Source organism: Pseudomonas sp. X10, assembly GCF_054889225.1.
On record NZ_CM142677.1, the window covers coordinates 4,216,017 to 4,233,628 of the forward strand.

Consider the following 17,612-nt stretch of genomic DNA (forward strand, 5'->3'; position numbering starts at 1 on the left):
TTGTCATTGCTCAGTTCAGGCGCCGCGTACCCTGTAGCGGCGGTAGGGTCGCCATCGCAATCGCGGGCAAGCCCGCTCCTACAGGATGGCGTCAGGCTTTAGATTGCGTTGTGGGTCTTGAGCCAGCCGAGGCCTGCCTCGGTGGTGGTCAGCGGTTTGTATTCACAGCCGACCCAGCCTTGGTAGCCGATGCGGTCCAAGTGTTCGAAGAGGAAGCGGTAATTGATCTCGCCGGTGCCCGGCTCGTTGCGTCCCGGGTTGTCGGCGAGCTGTACATGGTTGATCGCGGCCAGGTTCGACTCGACGGTCCGCGCCAGGTCCCCTTCCATGATCTGCATGTGGTAGATGTCGTATTGCAGGAACAGGTTGGCGCTGCCGACCTTCTTGCGGATATCCAGGGCCTGCCGGGTGGTGTTCAGGTAGAACCCGGGGATATCACGGGTGTTGATCATCTCCATGACCAACTTGATACCCTCGGCCTCGAGCGCCTGTGCGGCGAATTCGAGGTTGTTGAGGAAGGTATTCTCGATAACGAACGGATCGAATCCTTGCGGAGGAATGCCGGCCAGGCAGTTGACCTGGGTGTTGCCCAGGACCTTCGCATAGGCGATGGCCTTGCCCACCCCTTCGCGGAACTCCTCCACACGGTCAGGATGGCAGGCGATGCCACGCTCACCCTTGGCCCAGTCACCGGCCGGCAGGTTGAACAGCACCTGGGTCAGGCCGTGGGTATCGAGCTGCTGCTTGATTTCGGCCGAGCTGTAGTCGTAGGGGAAGAGATATTCGACACCGTGGAAACCTGCCTTGGCAGCGGCGGCGAAACGCTCCAGAAAGTCCACTTCAGTGAACAGCATGGAAAGATTGGCGGCAAAACGGGGCATGGTCGACTCCTGAGTCTGTGTTACTGGAAACCAGGCATCAGTCCAGTGGAAGAATGGAAGTGGGCGCGTCGGCGCGGGAGCTGGCCAGCTCCTCGAACTCGTTGACCGCGTTGATCTCGATGCCCATGGCGATGTTGGTGACCCGCTCCAGGATGACCTCGACCACCACCGGAACGCGGAACTCCTCCATCAACTGGCGTGCCTGGTTGAATGCCGCTGACAGGTCGTTGGCATCGAACACGCGGATGGCCTTGCAGCCGAGGCCTTCGACCACGGCCACATGGTCCACGCCATAGCCGTTGAGCTCCGGTGCATTGACGTTCTCGAAGGCCAGTTGCACGCAGTAATCGATTTCAAACCCGCGCTGCGCCTGACGGATCAGGCCCAGGTAAGAGTTGTTCACCAGCACGTGGATGTACGGCAGGTTGAACTGCGCGCCCACGGCCAGCTCTTCGATCATGAACTGGAAGTCGTAGTCGCCCGACAGCGCGACGACCTTGCGGCTCGGGTCGGCCTTGACCACGCCCAGGGCTGCCGGAATGGTCCAGCCCAGCGGGCCAGCCTGGCCGCAGTTGATCCAGTGGCGTGGCTTGTAGACGTGCAGGAACTGCGCGCCGGCGATCTGCGACAGGCCAATGGTGCTGACGTAGCAGGTGTCCTTGCCGAAGACCTGGTTCATCTCTTCGTACACACGCTGCGGCTTGACCGGCACGTTGTCGAAGTGGGTCTTGCGCTGCAGGCTGGACTTGCGCTGCTGGCAGTCTTCCAGCCAGGCGCCGCGGTCCTTGAGCTTGCCGGCGGCTTTCCACTCGCGGGCCACTTCCAGGAAGGCGTCCAGGGCGGCGCCTGCGTCGGAGACGATGCCCAGGTCCGGGGTGAAGACGCGGCCGATCTGGGTCGGTTCGATGTCCACATGGATGAAGCGGCGGCCTTCGGTGTACACCTCGACCGAGCCGGTGTGGCGGTTGGCCCAGCGGTTGCCGATGCCGAACACCAGGTCGGACTTGAGCAGGGTGGCGTTGCCGTAGCGGTGCGACGTCTGCAGGCCGACCATGCCGACCATCAGCGGGTGGTCGTCGGGGATGGTGCCCCAGCCCATCAGGGTCGGGATCACCGGCACGCCGGTCAGTTCGGCGAACTCGACCAGCTTGTCACTGGCATCGGCGTTGATGATGCCGCCGCCGGCGACCAGCAGCGGACGCTCAGCTTCATTGAGCATGGCCAGGGCTTTTTCAGCCTGGACGCGGTTGGCGGCAGGCTTGTGCACCGGCAGCGGCTCGTAGGCGTCGATGTCGAACTCGATCTCGGCCATCTGCACGTCGAACGGCAGGTCGATCAGCACGGGGCCTGGGCGACCGGTGCGCATCTCGTAGAAGGCCTTCTGGAAGGCATAGGGCACCTGGCCCGGCTCCAGAACGGTGGTGGCCCACTTGGTGACCGGCTTGACGATGTTGGTGATATCGACGGCCTGGAAGTCTTCCTTGTGCAGGCGCGCGCGCGGGGCCTGGCCGGTGATGCAGAGGATCGGGATGGAGTCGGCCGAAGCGCTGTACAGGCCGGTGACCATGTCGGTGCCGGCAGGGCCGGAGGTGCCGATGCACACGCCGATGTTGCCTGGATTGGCGCGGGTGTAGCCCTCGGCCATGTGCGAGGCGCCTTCGACGTGGCGGGCCAGCACGTGATCGATACCGCCGAGCTTGTTCAGGGCTGCGTACAGCGGATTGATGGCGGCGCCGGGAATACCGAACGCAGTGTCGATACTTTCACGACGCATCACCAGCACCGCCGCCTCGATTGCTCTCATTCTGGCCATTACCTACTCCTCCGGACAGACCGTTTTCTTTGTAGTAGGGGCCAGTCTGGATTAGGCTTCGGCCATGCGGAATACTTCAAAACTAGTTTCTGTCGATATAAAAGGTATCGAATGGGTCGTTACACAGAACTGCACAGTTTCGTCCAGGTCGCCCAAAAGGGCAGCTTTGCCGCCGCTGCATTGAGCGAGGGCGTAACGCCGGCGATGCTCGGCAGGCGCTTGGATGCCTTGGAAAAACGCCTGGGTGTCAAATTGATGCACCGCTCCACACGCGGCTTGCGCTTGACCGAGCTGGGGGAGCAGTTGCTGGAGCGGGCCAAGCAGTTGCTGCGGGAGTTTGACGATGTCGAAGCCGACATCAGCAGCAGCGGCTCGATGGTCAAGGGCAACCTCCTGGTATCGGCGCCGGCCTCTTTCGGCCGTCTGCATGTCGCGCCCCATGCGCTGGGCTTCCATCAGCAGTTTCCCAATCTGAAACTGTCGTTCAACCTTACCGACAGCGTCGTCGACCTGGTCAGCGAAGGCTATGACCTGAGCATCCGCATTGGCGGCGTGACCGACCCGAATTATGTGGCGGTGAAGCTGTATGACAACCGCCGGGTGGTATGCGGAACCCCCGAATATTTCGCCAAGCACGGCAAACCGACCACGCTGGAAGAGTTGGCGAACCACAATTGCCTGGCCTTCACCCTGCAGGGCGGGCAGCAACGCGGCTGGATATTCCAGCGCGAAGGCCGGCAGGTCGCGATGCGTGTCAGCGGTAACCTGGCCTGCAATGACGGCGAACTGTTGTTCTCCTGGATGCGCCAAGGGCTGGGGATCGGCTGGCGTTCGACCTGGGAGATCCACAAGGAGCTGATGAGCGGCGAGCTGGTCACCGTGCTGGATGAATTCGCCTTGCCTGGCTATGACATCCAGGCGGTCTATCCCCAGCAAAGGTTCCTTCCGGCGAAAGTCCGCTACTTCATCGACTACCTGAAAGCCATGTACCAGCGGCCGGGGTACTGGTAAGGCCGACATTGCGGCTGCGCGGCACGTCGCGATGGGGCGCGCAGCGCCCCCCAAAGCGAACGATGCCTGCGTGATCAGCCCTCGCGCTTGAGCACCAAGGTCAGGATGTCATAGCTGGCCACCAGCTCACCCAGCTGGTTGGTCACCTCCACATCCCAGGCCACCACACCTTGCGGCTGACCCAGCGGGCTGGTCTTGCCCTGGTCGATCTTACGCTTGCAGGTCAGGCGCGCCTGGATGGTGTCGCCGATACCCACCGGGCTGATGAAGCGCAAGGTGTCCAGGCCATAGTTGGCCAGCACCGGCCCAGCCCCGGGCGAGACGAACAGGCCGGCCGCCGCCGACAACACGAAATAACCATGGGCGATGCGCTTGCCGAACTGCGACTCCTTGGCCGCGATCTCGTCGAAGTGCATGTAGAAATGGTCGCCCGACAGGCAGCCGAAGTTGACCAGGTCCGCCTCGGTCACCGTGCGCCGGTGGGTCAGCAGCGACTCGCCGATGCGCAGTTCCTCGAAGTAGCGGCGGAACGGGTGCACCTCGGTTTCGATCACCTGGGCGCCGCGCACGTACTCGCCGGTCACCGCCATCAGCATACTCGGCGAACCCTGCACCGCGGCGCGCTGCAGGTAGTGCTTGACCGCGCGCAGGCCGCCCAGCTCCTCGCCGCCCCCCGCCCGGCCCGGACCGCCGTGCTTGAGTTGTGGCAACGGCGAGCCATGGCCAGTGGACTCCAGCGCCGCCTCGCGGTCGAGTACCAGCAAGCGGCCATGCCAGGCAGCTGCGGTCGGAACCGCCTTGGCCGCCACTTGTGGATCGCGGGTGACCAGGCTCGCCACCAGGCTGCCCTTGCCGCGTGCGGCGAGCACCAGGGCTTCGTCCAGGTCGTCATAGGCCATCAAGGTGCTCACCGGGCCGAACGCCTCGATATCGTGCGCACCGCCTTCGGCATGGGGATCTCGGGCCAACAGCAAGGTCGGGGCGAAGAAAGCCCCTTCGCTGACCCCCTCGCCACGCGGGGCGAAGCCGTCGCTGGCGCCGAACAGTTGGTCACAGCTCTCGAGCAGGCTGCGCACCCGCTCACCGACGTCGCGCTGCTGCTCATGGGACGCCAGAGCGCCCATGCGCACGCCCTCCACCGATGGGTCGCCCACCACCACCTTGCTCAGCCGCTCACGCAGGCGCGTGGCCACGGCATCGAGGTGTCTGGCCGGGACAATGGCACGGCGGATCGCCGTGCACTTCTGCCCGGCCTTGGTGGTCATCTCACGTACCACTTCCTTGATGTACAGGTCGAACTCTTCGTCGTCCGGGCTGACATCAGGACCGAGAATGGCGCAGTTCAACGAATCGGCCTCGGCGGTGAATGGCACCGAGTGGCGGATCAGGTTGGGGGTGACCCGCAGCTTGGCGGCGGTGTCCGCGGAACCAGTGAAGGTCACCACATCCTGACCCTGCAGGCGATCGAGCAAGTCACCGGTACTGCCGACCACTAACTGCAGGCTGCCAGCCGGCAACAGGCCGGACTGGTCCATCAGGCGCACCACGGCTTCGGTCAGGTAGCTGGTCGAGGTGGCCGGTTTGACGATGCATGGCATGCCGGCCAGGAAGGTCGGCGCGAACTTTTCCAGCATGCCCCAGATCGGGAAGTTGAAGGCATTGATGTGCACCGCCAGGCCCGCACGCGGCACCAGGATGTGGCTGCCGGCGAACTTGCCCTGCTTGCCCAGCGCAATGGCCGGGCCTTCGTGCAGGACGTTGCCCGAAGGCAGCTCGCGGCTGCCGATGCCGGCATAGGAGAACAGCGTGGCATTGCCACCCTCGATATCGATCCAGCTGTCGGCACGGGTCGCGCCGCTGTGGTGCGACAAGGCGTAGAGCTGCTCTTTGCGCTCGCTCAGGTACAGCGCCAGGGCCTTGAGGCGCTGGGCGCGTTGCTGGAAGTCCATGGCCATCAGTTCGGCCAGGCCGCGCTGGCGAGCGAAGTCGATGGCCTCGGCGAAATTCGGGCGCTCTTCATGGCTGTAAGCCAGGACATGGCCGTCCAGGGCACTGCGCAGCGCCTGGGCGCCGTGCTGGCCGAGCCAGCGGCCGGCGATGAAGCTCTGCAAGGTAGGGGCTTGCGACATGGTGTCCTCCGGTTCTTTGAATGGGCGCTTACCAGAGCGCCAAGGTGTAGCCGATGATCAGGCGGTTCTCGTCCAGGTCGGTGGTCAGGCCGTTGCCGGAACGGAACGAGACGTTGCGCCAGCGCAAGCTGACGTCCTTCAACGGACCGCTCTGAATGACGTAGGTGATGTCGGTGTCGCGCTCGCGCTCACGGCCGTTGTCGAAGGTCGCGGTCTTGGCGTGACGGCCATCGGTGTAGCGGGTCATGAAGCTCAGGCCCGGGATGCCGAGGGCGACGAAGTCGTAGTCGTAGCGCAGTTGCCAGGAGTCCAGTCCGGCGCGGGTGTAGGTGTTGTAGGTGACTAGGTTGACCGTGTAAGGATCGCCGCCGTTGAGGAACGGGAAGCCGCTGTCGCCGGACATCTGCTGGAAGGTGGCGGTGAACTTGTGGGCGCGTACCCCAAGGGTGAACATGCCGTTGAAATTACGGTTGTCGATGCGCCCTGCCCGTTCGGCGCCATCGCCGCGGCTGTCGAAGTAGCGCAGGTCGCTGCGCAGGCTCAGGCCTTCCCCCAGGGGCTGGGTGTGCACCAGCCCAACGAACTGTTGGCGGTAGATCTGGTCGAGCTTGGCGTAGTAGTAGCTCAGGTTCAGTTGCGGGCTGAAGGCGTAGGTGCCACCACCGAAATCGAAATGATCGCTGCTGGCAGCACCGTAGCCGATATCGTCGCGGCTGGAGGAATCGCGCAGGTTGGCCTTGGTCAGGCGCCCGGCATTGAGGGTCAGGCCGTCGATCTCCTGGCTGGTCAGCAGGCCGCCCTGGAAGCTGGCGGACAGCAGGCGGGTGTCGTTGTACACCACCACCGGCAGGATCGGTTGCAGGGTGCCCAGGCGCAGCACGCTTTTCGACAGGCGCAGCTTGCCGGTCAGGCCGAGCTCGCTGTAGTCGTCGGCCGGCTCCAGGCTGTCGCGGCCATAAGGCAGCAGGCCGGTGCCGCGCCGGTCGCGGCTGGAATCGAGCTTGATGCCCAACTGGCCCATGGCGTCCACCCCGAAGCCCACGGGGCCTTCGGTGAACCCCGACTCGAACCTGGCGGTGAAACCCTGGCCCCACTCCTCGGCCTTGGACTGGGGGGCGCCATCCTGGCGGAAGTCGCGGTTGAGGTAATGGTTGCGCAGCTCGACCTTGGCGTGGCTATCGTCGAAAAAGTCCGCCATGGCCGGTACGGCGACCATGGGCAGAGTGAGGCTGGCCAGCAATGTGGCGGGTTTGAGGCGAGTGTGGTTCATTGTTTTTATACCCGACATTCGTATCAGTGGTGATCAGTGTTTGCTGGCGCCTGCGGCACCGATGCCCGTCATGGAGCGGATGAACTGCGCCAGGTAGCGGCCCCGCTCCTCGGCCGCCCGAGGCGAACTGTCGGTGACCGAGAACACCCAGGCGCCGAGGAAAGCCAGACTCATGGAGAACAGCGCCGGGTTGCTGTAAGGGAACAACGCCTGCTCGTGGTGCAGCACGTTGACCCACACCGCCGGGCTCAGCACCAGCAGGACGATCGCCGACACCAACCCGCTCATGCTGCCGATCACTGCGCCACGGGTGGTCAGGCCCTTCCAGAACATCGAGAGGAACAACACCGGGAAGTTGACCGAGGCGGCGATGGCCAGCACCAGGCCGGAGAGGAAGGCGATGTTCTGCGACTCGAACATCAGGCCGAGGATGATCGCCAGCACACCGATGCCCAAGGTGGCCATGCGCGACACGCGCATTTCTTCCTGCTCGCTGGCCTGGCCCTTGCGGATCACGCAGGCATACAGGTCATGGGACACCGCCGAGGCGCCGGACAGCGCCAGACCGGCGACCACCGCCAGGATGGTGGCGAAGGCCACCGCCGAGATGAAGCCCAGGAACAGGTTGCCGCCCACGGCCTGGGCCAGGTGCACGGCGATCATGTTGCCGCCGCCGATGATCGCGCCACTGGCGTCGCGGTAGGCCGGCTCGGTACCGACCATGACAATGGCGCCGAAGCCAATGACGATCAGCAGCAGGTAGAAGTAGCCGATGAAACCGGTGGCATAGAACACGCTCTTGCGTGCTTCCTTGGCGTCGCTGACGGTGAAGAAGCGCATCAGGATATGGGGCAACCCGGCCGTGCCGAACATCATGCCCAAGCCAAGCGAGATCGCATCCACCGGGTTCGACAACAGTCCGCCCGGAGCCATGATCGCGGTGCCCTTGGCGTGCACGGCCGCGGCGCTGGCGAACATCGCCTCGGTGCTGTAGTCGAAGTAGCGCAACACCATGAAGGCCATGAAGGTGGTGCCCGAAAGCAGCATCACTGCCTTGATGATCTGTACCCAGGTGGTGGCGAGCATGCCGCCGAAGGTGACGTAGAACACCATCAGCACGCCAACCAGGATCACCGCATAGAGGTAGCTGATGCCGAACAGCAGTTCGATCAGCTTGCCGGCACCGACCATCTGCGCCACCAGGTACATCAGCGCCACGGTCAGGGTGCCGAAGGCCGAGGTCAGGCGCACCGGCGTCTGCGCCAGGCGGTAGGAGACCACGTCGGCGAAGGTGTACTTTCCCAGGTTGCGCAGGCGCTCGGCGATCAGGAACAGGATGATCGGCCAACCGGCCAGCACACCCAGGGCATACAGCAGGCCGTCGTAGCCGTTGAGGAACATCATCGCCGAGATGCCCAGGAAGGACGCCGCGCTGATCATGTCGCCAGCGATCGCCAGGCCATTCTGCATGCCGGTGAGGCCGCCGCCGGCAGTGTAGAAGTCGCTGGCCGAACGGGTCCGCAGCGCCGCCCAGCGGGTCACGCCGAGGGTGAAGCAGACGAACACGAGGAACATTCCAATGGCTGTCCAGTTCATTGCGCGCACTCCGCCTTGACCTTGTCATTGAGCGGGTCGAGCACATTGTTGGCACGGTGCACGTAGATCCCGGTGAGGGCGAAGGACAACAGCACGATCAGCACGCCGACCAGCATGCCGACGCTGGTCACCCCGCCGTTCAGGGACTGACCTAGGGTACTGGGGGAAAACGCCACCAGCAGGACGAAGCCGTAGTAGATCACCAGCATGGCCAAGGTCAACGTGCCGTTGAGGCGACGCTTGCGGCGTACCAGTTGCTGGAAGTCCGGGTGCTTGCGGATGCTCTCGATGTGTTCGGGTGTCATGGGAAGCGATCTCTTGATGTTGTAATTGTTTTCAGGTCACGCAGGTGTTGCAGGTCAGATGACGTGGGCCTACAGCTGATCGAAATCGAGGACCACCTTGTCGCTGACCGGATAGCTCTGGCACGACAGCACATAGCCGGCGGCCACCTCGTAGTCCTCCAGGGCGTGGTTGCTGTCCATCTCCACCTCGCCTTCGACCACCTTGCACTTGCAGGTCGAGCAGACCCCGGCCTTGCACGAGTACGGCAGCTCGGCGCCGATGGCATTGCCGGCGTCGAGCACGCTCTGGGTGTTGCGCGGCAAGTCGAAGGCCAGGGCGCGACCATCGCTGATCACGGTGACCTGGCTGACCGCCGAGTCCACTAGGCGCGCGGCCTCGCGGGCCTCGCGGCGGGCCTGGTTGCCGGTGGCAGCGAAGAGTTCGAAGTGGATGCGCTCGGCGGCCATGCCATTGCTGCGCAGGCTGTCGCGTACGGTCTCGGTCATCGCCTGCGGACCGCAGATGAAGGCCGCGTCCAGCGCACCCACGTCCATCCAGCGAGAGAACAACTGCCCGCACTTGTCGGCGTCGATACGACCGTTGTACAGGTCGACGTCCTGCTGCTCGCGGCTGAACACGAAGATCAGGTTGAGGCGCTCCAGGTAGCGGTTCTTCAAGTCTTCGAGCTTGTCGCGAAACAGCGCGCCGGAGCTGGAACGGTTGCCGTAAAGCAAGGTGAAGCGGCTGTTGGGCTCGCTGGCGAGGGTGGTGCTGATGATCGAGAGGATCGGCGTGATACCGCTGCCGGCCGCCACCGCCAGGTAATTACCGCGGCGGGCCGGGTCCAGCGGCACGAAAAAGCTACCGGCTGGCGGCATCACTTCCAGTTGCTGGCCAGCCTTGAGCCGCTCATTGGCAAAGGCCGAGAAGCGCCCACCGGGCACGCGCTTGACCGCCACACGCAGCTCGCCGTCATGCACGCCGCTGCAGATGGAATAGGAACGGCGCACTTCCTCGTCGTCCAGGTGGGTACGCATGACCAGGTACTGGCCCTGGGTGAAACGGAAGTCGTCCTGCAACTGCGGCGGCACGTCGAAGGCAATGGAAACCGCATCACGGGTTTCGTTGCGCACTTCCTTGATCGTCAGGTTGTGAAATTGGCTCATGGTGTTCTCCGCTGCACGGCGCGTTGCGCTCAGATGCATTTGAAATAGTCGAAGGGCTCCAGGCACTCGCGGCACCGGTACAAAGCCTTGCAGGCCGTGGAGCCGAACTGGCTGAGCAACTCGGTGTGGGCGCTGCCGCATTGCGGGCACAGCACCTGGGGGCTGTCGCCGAGCAAACTGCGCTTGCTGCTGCTCCCCACCGGCGGCGCGATGCCATAAGCCCGTAGGCGTTCACGACCCTGGGCGCTGATCCAGTCGGTGTTCCAGGCCGGGGTCAGGCGGCGCTCCAGTTGCGGTCCGGCAAAGCCGGCCTGCTCCAGCGCCTGGCGGATATCCCCCTCGATCACCTCGGTGGCCGGGCAGCCCGAGTAGGTCGGGGTGACCACCAGGTGCAGGTGGCCGGCGCGCCAATCCAGGTCACGGACGATACCCAGGTCGACCACGCTGACCACGGGCACCTCCGGGTCCATGACCTGCTCCAGTACCGCCCAGGCCCGCGCCAGGTCGCCGGCCTGGGCAGTGCGGGCGCCACGGTCGCTGGCGATCAGCTCACCAGGTCGCATCGGGGTAGGCCCGTGGCAGGAACTGCATCTCGGCCAGCAGCAGGCCCAGGTGCTCGGTGTGCAGGCCACGGCGACCGCTCAGGTAGAAGAAGTTGGCCGCCGCCGGCAATGGCAACTCGACCGAGGCGAAGGTCGCCGACACCTGCTTCAGCCAGGCCGAGCCGACCTGAGCTGGGTCGGCGGCGATACCGGCCTCGGCCAAGCGCACCTCGCCCTCGCTGCCGGCAGCCAGCTCAACGGTGAAACGCCACACCAGGGGGATCGCCGCCAGCATGCGCCGGCGACTTTCGTCGGTGCCGCCGCCCAGGCGCTGCACCCACTCGCTGGAGCGACGCAAGTGGTAGGTGACTTCCTTGAGCGCCTTGGCGGCGATACCGGCGATGCGCTCATCGCGCGAAGCGCTCAAGCCTTCGAGCACCTGTAGATGCCAGGCGTCGTAAAGGAACTGCTTGGCCATGGTCACGGCGAAATCGCCGTTGGGTTGCTCGACCAGCAGCAGGTTGCGGTAGGCGCGCTCGTCGCGACGGAAGGCCAGGTCATCGGCGTCGCGGCCGTCGTCCAGCAACTCGGCGGCATATTCCAGCCAGTTGCGGGCCTGGCCGACCAGGTCGAGGCCGACGTTCATCAGCGCCAGCTCTTCTTCCAGCGCCGGGGCGTGGCCGCACCACTCGCACAGGCGCTGGCCCTGGACCAGGGCACTGTCGCCGAGCAGCAGCAGGTATTGGATGAGGTCTTCTTGACTGTGCATGGCCGGCCTCACATGTGTCCGACTTCGTCGGGCAGTTCATAGAAGCTGGCGTGGCGATAGACCTTGTCGTCGGAGGGGACGAACAGTGGGTCCTTCTCGTCTGGCGACGAGGCGACGATCAGCGCCGAAGGCACCACCCAGAGGCTCACGCCTTCGCTGCGCCGGGTGTAGAGCTCACGGGCATTCTCGATGGCCATGGCCGCGTCGGCGGCGTGCACGCTGCCCACATGCTTGTGGTTCAGGCCGTGCTTGCTGCGCACGAACACTTCGTAGAGGGTCCAGACAGACATGGTGTTATCTCCGCATCAATCGCCGTATCAGGCGGCGTTCTTGTTCTGTTGTTTGCGTGCGTAGGCGACGGCGGCCTCACGTACCCAGGCACCGTCCTCGATGGCCTGGCGCCGGGTGGCCAGGCGCTCTTGGTTGCACGGGCCGTTGCCCTTGAGCACTTCGTAGAATTCTTCCCACTGGATGGGGCCGAAGTCGTAATGGCCACGCTCGGCGTTCCACTTCAGTTCCGGGTCGGGGGCGCTGCAGCCGAGCAGCTCAAGTTGCGGCACGGTCTGGTCGATGAAGCGCTGGCGCAGTTCGTCATTGCTCTGGCGCTTGATCTTCCAGGCCATGGACTGGGCACTGTTGGGCGAATGCTCGTCACTGGGGCCGAACATCATCAGCGCCGGCCACCACAGGCGGTTGATCGCGTCCTGGACCATGTCCTTCTGCGCCTGGGTACCGTGGCGCATCATGGTCAGGAGGATTTCGTAGCCCTGGCGCTGGTGAAAGCTCTCTTCCTTGCAGATGCGGATCATCGCCCGCGAGTACGGACCGTAGGAGGTGCGCTGCAGCACCACCTGGTTGACGATGGCGGCGCCATCCACCAACCAACCGACCGCCCCCATGTCGGCCCAGTTCAGGGTCGGGTAGTTGAAGATGCTCGAATACTTGGCCTTGCCGCTGTGCAGCTTGGCGATCTCCTCGTCGCGATCGGCGCCGAGGGTTTCCATGGCGCTGTACAGGTACAGGCCATGGCCGGCCTCGTCCTGGATCTTGGCCATCAGTTGCAGTTTGCGCTTGAGGCTCGGCGCCCGGGTGACCCAGTTGCCCTCGGGCAGCATGCCAACGATCTCGGAATGGGCGTGCTGGGAAATCTGCCGGATCAGGGTCTGGCGGTAGGCGTCGGGCATCCAGTTCTTGGCTTCGATCTTGATCTCGGCGTCGATCTTCTCTTGGAAAGCGCGCTCCTCGGCGGACATCTCCTCCAGGGACTTGATGCGCTTGACTCCTGTTTCAACAAGCTGTGCGTACATGTTCTGACTCCCGCCTCAAGGCTGGTTGGGCATGGGGTCATTTATAAGCGATACAGAATCCAATATCAAACAAGATTTTCGCGTATCTAATAATTTTTTGTATCGCTTTGGCCTGTAGCAATGGGAAAAATGGGATGGGCCAGGGTAATTAGGGGATTGCAGGGGGGTAGCAGGTGCTTGTCTTGAGGGCGCCACAGTCCCCCAAGACATGTCACGCCATAAAAAAAAGCCCCGACAAGGTCGGGGCAACAAGAACCAGCAATCTATCTATGCTGCTCAGCCAGCCAAACGCTTGTCATAGACGTGGCAAGCCTTGCCTTCGGAGCGCTTGAGGGTCGCTGGGGGCTGCAACAACACACGAGTGCTGATGCCGATGTAGGTCTTGATCTGCTTGGACAGCTCATTGGTCAGGAGCCTGCGCTGAGCCTCGTCGTAATGCTGGCAATCGGCACGCAGTTCCACATGTACGTCGACACTGTCCATATTGCCATTACGATACAAGTGAATCTCATAACACTCTGAAAGTTGTTTTATCTTAAGCACCTGCTCCTCGATCTGTGTCGGGAACACGTTGACTCCACGGATGATCAGCATGTCGTCGCTGCGCCCAGTGATCTTGTCGATGCGCCGCATCGGCCGTGCCGTGCCAGGCAACAGCCGGGTCAGGTCGCGAGTGCGGTAGCGGATCATCGGCAGCGCCTCCTTGCTCAGGGAGGTGAACACCAACTCGCCCATCTGCCCATCAGGCAGCACCGCGCCGGTGACCGGGTCGATGATCTCCGGGTAGAAGTGGTCTTCCCAAATGGTCGGGCCGTCCTTGGTCTCGGCGCACTCCATGGCTACCCCCGGGCCCATGATTTCCGACAGGCCGTAGATATCCAGGGCATTGATACCCATGCGTTGCTCGATGGAGCGGCGCAACTCGTCGGTCCAGGGCTCGGCGCCGAAGATCCCCAGGCGCAACGCCAATTTGTGCGGGTCCAGGCCCTGGCGCTCGATCTCGTCGGCCAGGTTGAGCATGTAGGACGGGGTCACCATGATGATGTCGGGCTGGAAGTCGTTGATCAGTTGTACCTGCTTCTCGGTCTGCCCGCCCGACATCGGGATCACCGTGCAGCCCAGCCGCTCGGCACCGTAATGCGCACCAAGGCCGCCGGTGAACAGGCCATAGCCGTAGGAGACGTGCACTTTGTCGCCACGCCGCCCGCCAGCAGCGCGGATCGAACGCGCCACCACGTTGGCCCAGGTGTCGATGTCGTTCTGCGTGTAGCCGACCACGGTGGGCTTGCCAGTGGTGCCGCTGGAGGCGTGCACACGCACCACGTCCTGCATCGGCACGGCGAACATGCCGTAGGGGTAGTTGTCACGCAGGTCGGACTTGGTGGTGAAAGGGAACTTCGCCAGGTCTTCCAGCGAGCGAATGTCGTCCGGGTGCACGCCCAGTTCGTCGAAGCGACGGCGGTACAGCGGCACGTTCTGGTAGGCATGGCCCAGGCTCCAGCGCAGACGGTCCAGCTGGTGCTGGCGCAGTTCGTCGATGCTGGCGGTCTCCATCGGGTCGAGCACAGTGGTGTTCAAGGCGGCCATATTCATGATTTCACTCTGATTCTTTTTATGGTTCAGCCCCCTGGGGGCCCGAGTGTGGGAGCTGCGCGGCTCCCGTTAGGCGATAAGCTCGTTCGGCTCAGACTCTCTCAATGATCATCGCGATACCCTGCCCCACGCCAATGCACATAGTGCATAAGGCGTAGCGTCCACCGCGATTTTCCAGCTCGACCAGCGCCGTGGTCACCAACCGCGCGCCGCTCATGCCCAGCGGATGGCCCAAGGCGATCGCGCCGCCATTGGGGTTGACCCGTGGATCGTCGTCCGCCAGGCCGAGCTCGCGCAGCACCGCCAGCCCTTGGGCGGCGAAGGCTTCGTTGAGTTCGATGACGTCCATGTCGGCCAGACTCAGGCTGGCCTGTTCGAGCACCTTGCGCGTCGCCGGCACCGGGCCGATCCCCATGATCCGCGGCTCGACCCCGGCCGTGGCCATCGCCACCACCCGGCCACGGCGCTTGAGGCCATAGCGCTCGGCCTGCTCGGCGCTGGCCAGCAGCAGCGCGCAGGCGCCGTCATTGACCCCGGAGGCGTTGCCCGCAGTGACGCTGCCCCCTTCACGGAACGGCGTCGGCAGGCGTTGCAGCATCTCCAGCGTAGTGTCGCTGCGCGGGTGCTCGTCAACGGCCACGACCCTGGGCTCACCCTTGCGCTGGGCAATGCTCACCGGCACGATCTCCTGCGCCAGACGGCCACTGGCCTGGGCCGCCGCCACGCGCTGCTGGCTGCGCAGGGCGAAGGCGTCCTGGTCCTGGCGGGCAATGCCGAACTGGGCGGCGACATTCTCGGCGGTTTCCGGCATCGAGTCGATGCCGAAGGCCTTTTCCATCGCCTTGTTGACGAAACGCCAGCCAATGGTGGTGTCGTAGATCCGCGCCTCGCGAGAAAACGCCTGCTCGGCCTTGCCCATCACCAGCGGCGCACGCGACATGGATTCGACGCCGCCGACCAGCATCAACCCGGTCTCACCACTGCGGATGGCCCGCGCCGCCAGGCCAATGGCATCCATGCCCGAACCGCACAGGCGGTTGACCGTGGTGCCCGGCACGCTTATTGGCAGGCCGGCAAGCAGTGCCGACATGCGCGCGACGTTGCGGTTGTCTTCGCCGGCCTGGTTGGCGCAGCCGTAGATCACATCATCCACTGCCGACCAGTCCACCTGCGGATTGCGCGCCATCAATGCGCGCAGTGGCACGGCGCCGAGGTCATCGGCGCGTACGCCGCTCAAGGCACCGCCATAGCGCCCGATGGGCGTGCGCACGGCGTCGATGATAAAGGCATCAGTCATCTGGGTTCTCCTGGGCAAGCACGCTGCCTTGTACTTTGTAAGATTTGCCACGGAACAGCGCGATGAGCTGCCCCTGCTGGTTTTCCACGCGCACGTCATAACTGCCGGTGCGCCCCCGACGGCTGAGCTCCACGCAGGTGGCGACCAAGGTGTCGTCGACGAAGGCCGGGGCCAGGTAGTCGATGCTGCAGCCCAGGCCGATGGTGACCTGGTTGTAGGTGTTGCAAGCCACGGCAAAGGCCGAGTCGGCGAGGGTGAAGATGTAGCCGCCGTGGCAGGTGCCATGACCCTGGATCATGTCGGCACGCACCGGCATGCTCAGGGTCGCGTTGCCCGGCGATACCGCCAGCACCTGCATGCCCAGCGCCAGGCTGGCCTGGTCGCGGCTCAACATTGTCTCGGCGCACTGGCGGGCGAGGCCCTGGGCGTTGAGGTCAGTCATGCAGCACCCTCCCCTCGGCCACTTGGCGACGCAGCAACAGCGATGGGCGGTAGCGCGCCTCGCCGTAGGCCGCCTGCAGCTGTTCGAGCACGCCCAACACATTGCCCAGGCCGATGGCCTCGGCCCAGGCCAGCGGCCCTTGCGGGTAGTTGACGCCCTTGCGCATGGCCAGGTCGACGTCCGCCGCCGTCGCCACGCCTTGTAGCACCGCGTCTGCGGCTTCGTTGGCGAGCATCGCCACGGTGCGCAATACGGCCAGCCCCGGCAGGTCGGCCAGCGGGCTGACCACCAGGCCAGCGCTTTGCAGCAGAGCCACGGCGTGGTCACGCGCCTCGGGCGTGGTGTCGGCGGCCCAGCTGATGGCGATGCGACTGGCCGTGCTGTAGTCCAATGCCAGGTCGAACAGCACCAGGTTGCTCAAGCCGTCCTCCCGCGCCCGCTGACTGGCCAAACGGCCGTCGCTGAGCGCCAGTACCGCGTCGCCAACCCGGATCAGACCAGGCCCGGCCCCCTGTTCAACCTTGATCCCCTGTACCTGCAGGCGCGCCACCAGGCCCTGGGCGATACCCAGGTCACCCTCCACCACGCAGCTCTCCACGCGTTGCCCGCTGCGCATCTCGCTGACCACCGGTCGCGCCGCGGCCGGCCCGTAGTCATAAAAGCCGTGCCCACTCTTGCGCCCGAGGCGACCGCCATCGACCAGCTCCTTCTGGATCAGCGAAGGCTGGAAACGCATATCACCGTAGTAGGCGTCGAACACCGAGCAGGTCACCGCATAGTTCACGTCATGGCCGATCAGATCGGTGAGCTCGAAGGCGCCCATGCGGAAGCCACCGGCATCGCGCATCAGCGCATCCAGGGTCGCGCAATCGGCAGCCCCCTCCTGCAGCAAGCGCAGGCTCTCGGCATAGAACGGCCGGGCCACACGGTTGACGATGAAACCTGGCGTGGAGCGCGCATGCACTGGCGCCTTGCCCCAGGCCCTGACCGTGTCGTAAAGGCTCGCTGCGATGGCCGGCGCGGTGGCCAGCCCGGACACGATCTCTACCAGCGCCATCAACGGTGCCGGGTTGAAAAAGTGCACACCGAGGAAGCGCTCGGGCCGTGCCAAACCAGCAGCGATGCTGGTGATCGACAACGATGAGGTGTTACTCGCCAGTACGCAGTCCGGCGAGCAAATGGCCTCCAGGCTGGCGAACAGGCCGCGCTTGGCCTCCAGGTTCTCGACGATGGCCTCGATCACCAGGCCCGCGTCGGCCAAGCTCTCGAGGCTGTCCACCGCCTGCAGGCGCGCCCGAGCCTGGGCATGTTGCCCGGCACTGATACGCCCCTTCTCCACCAGCTTGCCCAGTTGCCGGTCCAGGCCCTCGATGGCGGCGGCCGCCGCCCCCGGGCGGTTGTCGTGAAGCAAGACCGGATGCCCGGCCTGGGCTGCCACCTGGGCGATACCGGCGCCCATGGCGCCGGCTCCGATCACCGCAACGACGGTGCTGCTGTCCAGTGCGCTCATG

General features: G+C 64.5%; 15 protein-coding genes and 1 pseudogene. 1 reads left to right on the top strand and 15 read right to left on the bottom strand.

The features are described 5' to 3' along the window. Positions 1–98: 98 nt before the first annotated feature. Both hyi and gcl read right to left on the bottom strand, forming a co-directional pair. A complete protein-coding gene (hyi, locus tag ACYU03_RS19155; protein WP_461886202.1) occupies positions 99–881 on the bottom strand; it encodes a hydroxypyruvate isomerase in 783 nt (260 codons plus the stop codon). Positions 882–918: 37 nt separating this feature from the next. Then, entirely contained in the window at positions 919–2,694 is a 1,776-nt protein-coding gene (gene gcl / locus ACYU03_RS19160) for a glyoxylate carboligase (protein ID WP_461886203.1), read from the bottom strand. A 111-nt stretch (positions 2,695–2,805) separates the two neighbouring features. On the opposite strand from gcl, the gene ACYU03_RS19165 reads away from it, so the two are divergent. Beyond that, positions 2,806–3,705, top strand: coding sequence for a LysR family transcriptional regulator (locus ACYU03_RS19165; protein ID WP_461886204.1), 900 nt, complete (start codon positions 2,806–2,808; stop codon positions 3,703–3,705). A 74-nt stretch (positions 3,706–3,779) separates the two neighbouring features. Here the strand turns inward: ACYU03_RS19165 and paaZ are convergent, their stop codons facing one another. The 13 genes and pseudogenes from paaZ to paaH all read right to left on the bottom strand — a co-directional run bounded on the left by paaZ (position 3,780) and on the right by paaH (position 17,611). Then, the gene (gene paaZ / locus ACYU03_RS19170; RefSeq protein WP_461886205.1) at positions 3,780–5,834 is read right to left on the bottom strand and encodes a phenylacetic acid degradation bifunctional protein PaaZ; all 2,055 of its coding nucleotides are present in this window, start codon (positions 5,832–5,834) and stop codon (positions 3,780–3,782) included. Between the two features lie 28 nt (positions 5,835–5,862). Next, the gene (locus tag ACYU03_RS19175; protein ID WP_461886206.1) at positions 5,863–7,104 is read right to left on the bottom strand and encodes an OprD family porin; all 1,242 of its coding nucleotides are present in this window, start codon (positions 7,102–7,104) and stop codon (positions 5,863–5,865) included. A gap of 33 nt (positions 7,105–7,137) precedes the next feature. Next, a pseudogene (locus ACYU03_RS19180) lies at positions 7,138–8,706 on the bottom strand (cation acetate symporter); the annotation flags it as partial. After that, on the bottom strand, positions 8,697–9,005 hold the full coding sequence (locus tag ACYU03_RS19185; protein ID WP_461886207.1) for a DUF485 domain-containing protein: 309 nt from the start codon (positions 9,003–9,005) through the stop codon (positions 8,697–8,699). The gene ACYU03_RS19185 and the pseudogene ACYU03_RS19180, both read right to left, overlap by 10 nt. A gap of 69 nt (positions 9,006–9,074) precedes the next feature. Beyond that, positions 9,075–10,151 (bottom strand): 1,2-phenylacetyl-CoA epoxidase subunit PaaE, encoded by a 1,077-nt coding sequence (paaE, locus tag ACYU03_RS19190; RefSeq protein ID WP_461886208.1) that lies wholly within the window; start codon positions 10,149–10,151, stop codon positions 9,075–9,077. Positions 10,152–10,180: 29 nt separating this feature from the next. Continuing rightward, entirely contained in the window at positions 10,181–10,714 is a 534-nt protein-coding gene (paaD, locus tag ACYU03_RS19195; RefSeq protein WP_461886209.1) for a 1,2-phenylacetyl-CoA epoxidase subunit PaaD, read from the bottom strand. Beyond that, positions 10,701–11,462 (bottom strand): 1,2-phenylacetyl-CoA epoxidase subunit PaaC, encoded by a 762-nt coding sequence (paaC, locus tag ACYU03_RS19200; protein ID WP_461886210.1) that lies wholly within the window; start codon positions 11,460–11,462, stop codon positions 10,701–10,703. Before paaC ends, paaD begins: the two co-directional genes overlap by 14 nt. 8 nt (positions 11,463–11,470) lie before the next feature. Continuing rightward, positions 11,471–11,752 (bottom strand): 1,2-phenylacetyl-CoA epoxidase subunit PaaB, encoded by a 282-nt coding sequence (gene paaB / locus ACYU03_RS19205; protein WP_461886211.1) that lies wholly within the window; start codon positions 11,750–11,752, stop codon positions 11,471–11,473. 27 nt (positions 11,753–11,779) lie between these two features. Then, the gene (paaA, locus tag ACYU03_RS19210; RefSeq protein WP_461886212.1) at positions 11,780–12,769 is read right to left on the bottom strand and encodes a 1,2-phenylacetyl-CoA epoxidase subunit PaaA; all 990 of its coding nucleotides are present in this window, start codon (positions 12,767–12,769) and stop codon (positions 11,780–11,782) included. 276 nt (positions 12,770–13,045) lie between these two features. Continuing rightward, positions 13,046–14,362, bottom strand: a complete 1,317-nt coding sequence (gene paaK / locus ACYU03_RS19215) for a phenylacetate--CoA ligase PaaK (protein WP_461886213.1) — start codon at positions 14,360–14,362, stop codon at positions 13,046–13,048. Positions 14,363–14,453: 91 nt separating this feature from the next. Further along, positions 14,454–15,659: a 3-oxoadipyl-CoA thiolase gene (gene pcaF, locus ACYU03_RS19220; RefSeq protein WP_461886214.1), complete on the bottom strand. Its 1,206-nt coding sequence runs from the start codon at positions 15,657–15,659 to the stop codon at positions 14,454–14,456. Next, the gene (gene paaI, locus ACYU03_RS19225; RefSeq protein WP_461886215.1) at positions 15,652–16,101 is read right to left on the bottom strand and encodes a hydroxyphenylacetyl-CoA thioesterase PaaI; all 450 of its coding nucleotides are present in this window, start codon (positions 16,099–16,101) and stop codon (positions 15,652–15,654) included. Before paaI ends, pcaF begins: the two co-directional genes overlap by 8 nt. Then, entirely contained in the window at positions 16,094–17,611 is a 1,518-nt protein-coding gene (paaH, locus tag ACYU03_RS19230) for a 3-hydroxyacyl-CoA dehydrogenase PaaH (RefSeq protein ID WP_461886216.1), read from the bottom strand. Before paaH ends, paaI begins: the two co-directional genes overlap by 8 nt. Between the last annotated feature and the right edge of the window lies 1 nt (position 17,612).

What these genes read in the sequence shown, in the direction of transcription:
- paaI (WP_461886215.1), bottom strand. Translation starts at nt 16,101, where the DNA reads ATGACTGACCTCAACGCCCAGGGCCTCGCCCGCCAGTGCGCCGAGACA.
- ACYU03_RS19185 (WP_461886207.1), bottom strand. Translation starts at nt 9,005, where the DNA reads ATGACACCCGAACACATCGAGAGCATCCGCAAGCACCCGGACTTCCAG.
- paaE (WP_461886208.1), bottom strand. Translation starts at nt 10,151, where the DNA reads ATGAGCCAATTTCACAACCTGACGATCAAGGAAGTGCGCAACGAAACC.
- hyi (WP_461886202.1), bottom strand. Translation starts at nt 881, where the DNA reads ATGCCCCGTTTTGCCGCCAATCTTTCCATGCTGTTCACTGAAGTGGAC.
- ACYU03_RS19175 (WP_461886206.1), bottom strand. Translation starts at nt 7,104, where the DNA reads ATGAACCACACTCGCCTCAAACCCGCCACATTGCTGGCCAGCCTCACT.
- ACYU03_RS19165 (WP_461886204.1), top strand. Translation starts at nt 2,806, where the DNA reads ATGGGTCGTTACACAGAACTGCACAGTTTCGTCCAGGTCGCCCAAAAG.
- paaK (WP_461886213.1), bottom strand. Translation starts at nt 14,362, where the DNA reads ATGAATATGGCCGCCTTGAACACCACTGTGCTCGACCCGATGGAGACC.
- paaD (WP_461886209.1), bottom strand. Translation starts at nt 10,714, where the DNA reads ATGCGACCTGGTGAGCTGATCGCCAGCGACCGTGGCGCCCGCACTGCC.
- paaC (WP_461886210.1), bottom strand. Translation starts at nt 11,462, where the DNA reads ATGCACAGTCAAGAAGACCTCATCCAATACCTGCTGCTGCTCGGCGAC.
- paaZ (WP_461886205.1), bottom strand. Translation starts at nt 5,834, where the DNA reads ATGTCGCAAGCCCCTACCTTGCAGAGCTTCATCGCCGGCCGCTGGCTC.
- paaA (WP_461886212.1), bottom strand. Translation starts at nt 12,769, where the DNA reads ATGTACGCACAGCTTGTTGAAACAGGAGTCAAGCGCATCAAGTCCCTG.
- pcaF (WP_461886214.1), bottom strand. Translation starts at nt 15,659, where the DNA reads ATGACTGATGCCTTTATCATCGACGCCGTGCGCACGCCCATCGGGCGC.
- gcl (WP_461886203.1), bottom strand. Translation starts at nt 2,694, where the DNA reads ATGGCCAGAATGAGAGCAATCGAGGCGGCGGTGCTGGTGATGCGTCGT.
- paaB (WP_461886211.1), bottom strand. Translation starts at nt 11,752, where the DNA reads ATGTCTGTCTGGACCCTCTACGAAGTGTTCGTGCGCAGCAAGCACGGC.
- paaH (WP_461886216.1), bottom strand. Translation starts at nt 17,611, where the DNA reads ATGAGCGCACTGGACAGCAGCACCGTCGTTGCGGTGATCGGAGCCGGC.